The sequence below is a fragment of the Streptomyces sp. C genome, from assembly GCF_000158895.1.
In the GTDB taxonomy this organism is placed as follows: domain Bacteria; phylum Actinomycetota; class Actinomycetes; order Streptomycetales; family Streptomycetaceae; genus Streptomyces; species Streptomyces racemochromogenes.
Genome location: NZ_GG657750.1, coordinates 834,748 through 836,956 on the forward strand (window position 1 = coordinate 834,748; position 2,209 = coordinate 836,956).

Annotated in this window: 2 protein-coding genes; one reads left to right on the forward strand and one right to left on the reverse strand. The window is 72.8% G+C overall.

From position 1 onward, the window contains the following. A partial coding sequence (kstD, locus tag SSNG_RS03755; protein WP_063749871.1) for a 3-oxosteroid 1-dehydrogenase occupies positions 1–1,605 on the forward strand: 1,605 nt, incomplete at its 5' end. 5 nt (positions 1,606–1,610) lie between these two features. Here the strand turns inward: kstD and SSNG_RS03760 are convergent. Beyond that, positions 1,611–2,111, reverse strand: coding sequence for a hypothetical protein (locus tag SSNG_RS03760; protein ID WP_007262468.1), 501 nt, complete (start codon positions 2,109–2,111; stop codon positions 1,611–1,613). Positions 2,112–2,209 lie beyond the last annotated feature (98 nt).

A 2,209-nucleotide genomic window follows, 5' to 3' on the forward strand; every position in this document is an offset into this window, starting at 1 on the left:
GCCGCCCTCACCGCCGCCGGGCGGGGGCTGAGCGTGCTGGTGGTGGAGAAGGCCCCCACGTTCGGCGGTTCGGCGGCGCGCTCCGGGGCCGGGATCTGGCTGCCGAACAACTCGGTGATCCTGGCCGCCGGGGTGCCGGACACCCCGGCGAAGGCGGCGGCGTACCTGTCGGCGGCGGTGGGGCCCGAGGTGCCGGCCGACCGGCAGCGGGCGTTCCTGGACAACGGGCCCCGGATGCTGGACTTCGTGATGGCGAACAGCCCCTTGAGGTTCCGCTTCATGGACGGCTACAGCGACTACTACCCGAACCTGCCGGGCGGCCTGCCGAACGGCCGCTCCATCGAGCCCGACCAGCTCGACGGCAACCTCCTGGGCGCCGAACTGGCGCGCCTGAACCCGGCGTACATGCCGGTGCCCGCCGGGATGGTGGTGTTCAGCCAGGACTACAAGTGGCTGAACCTCGCGGCGGTCAGCGCGAAGGGGCTCGCGGTCTCCACGGAGTGCCTGGCGCGCGGCACGAAGGCCGCGCTGCGCGGGGAGAAGCCGCTGACGATGGGCCAGTCGCTGGCCGCGGGACTGCGGGCCGGGCTGCTGCGGGCGGGGGTGCCGGTGTGGCTGAACAGCCCGCTCGTCGACCTGGTCCAGGAGGGCGGGGCGGTCACCGGGGTCGTGGTGGAGAAGGAGGGCGTACGGGGTGTCGTACGGGCCCGCAGGGGCGTGGTGATCGGCTCGGGCGGTTTCGAGCACAACGCGCAGATGCGGGCCCAGTACCAGCAGCAGCCGATCGGCACCCAGTGGTCGGTGGGCGCGAAGGAGAACACCGGGGACGGCATCCGGGCCGGGCAACGGGCGGGCGCCGCACTGGCGTTGATGGAGGACGCCTGGTGGGGGCCGTCGATCCCGCTGCCCGGGGAGCCGTACTTCTGCCTGGCGGAGCGGACCCTGCCGGGCGGTCTGATCGTGAACCGGGCGGGGACCCGCTTCGTGAACGAGGCCGCCCCGTACAGCGACGTGGTGCACGTCATGTACGAGAAGGACCGGGGTGAGACGGGTTCGCACATCCCGGCGTGGCTGATCGTGGACCAGAACTACCGCAACAAGTACCTGTTCAAGGACATCCTGCCGACCCTGCCCTTCCCGGACGCGTGGTTCGAGTCGGGGACGGCGAGGAAGGCGTGGACCTGGGACGCGCTCGCCGGGCAGATCGGGGTGCCGGCGGCCGCGCTGCGGGCGACGCTGAACCGCTTCAACGCGCAGGCGTGGAGCGGGAACGACGCGGACTTCCACCGGGGGGACACGGCGTACGACCACTACTACACGGACCCGAACGTGGTGCCGAACTCGTGTCTCGCACCGGTCTGGGCGCCGCCGTTCTACGCGTTCCGGATCGTCCCGGGTGACCTGGGCACCAAGGGCGGCATCGTCACGGACGCCCGGGCGCGGGCGCTGCGGGCGGACGGATCGGTGATCCGGGGCCTGTGGGCGGCGGGCAACGCGAGCGCGGCGGTGATGGGCCACAGCTACGCGGGGGCCGGATCGACGATCGGGCCCGCGATGACGTTCGGCTACGTCGCGGCGAACGACATCGCGGACACCAACCCCTAGACGGTCTAGCCCTGCTGGAAGAGCTCGGCGGGGAGCGGCTTCAGCAGCGCGTAGAGGTCGTCGGTGATCGGGCGGTCCCAGCTGGCGATCGTCACGAGGACGTTGTCGCTGCGGTCGAACTGCACGCAGGAGATGCGGCTCTCGGAGAGCTTGATCTTGCGGACGATGAGGAGGTTGTCGCCCTGCATGACGGGGCAGTCCTCGGTCCCGGTGACCTCGACGTCCTCGTCGTTCTCCAGGGCCTCGAGGAGCTGCGCCACCTCGAAGGGGACCTGGCCGTCGGCGAGCTCGCGCGCCGGGGACCCCTCGGGCAGGTTGCCGATGATCATCGCGGGGCCGCGGCCGCCGAACAGGTCGTAGCGGAGGAAGACGCCCTGGCAGCTGCCGTCGGGCGCGGGCAGCAGCCCGGCCCCGAGGTTGCCCGGCCAGTCCCCCGGGTCCATGGCCAGGACGTCGAAGTCCGGGCCCGCGGGTGTGGCGGCGCGGTGGCGGCGGAGGAAGGACATGCCGCCATGGTACGTGGCCGCGCGGGTTTTCCGGCGCCGGGGGCTCCGCCGGGAGCTCCCGCCCGGCGCGGCGGGGCGCGGGGGCGGCGGGCGGGGGC

Excerpts from the sequence above, each read along its gene's own strand:
- SSNG_RS03760 (WP_007262468.1), bottom strand. The coding sequence starts at position 2,111 with ATGTCCTTCCTCCGCCGCCACCGCGCCGCCACACCCGCGGGCCCGGAC.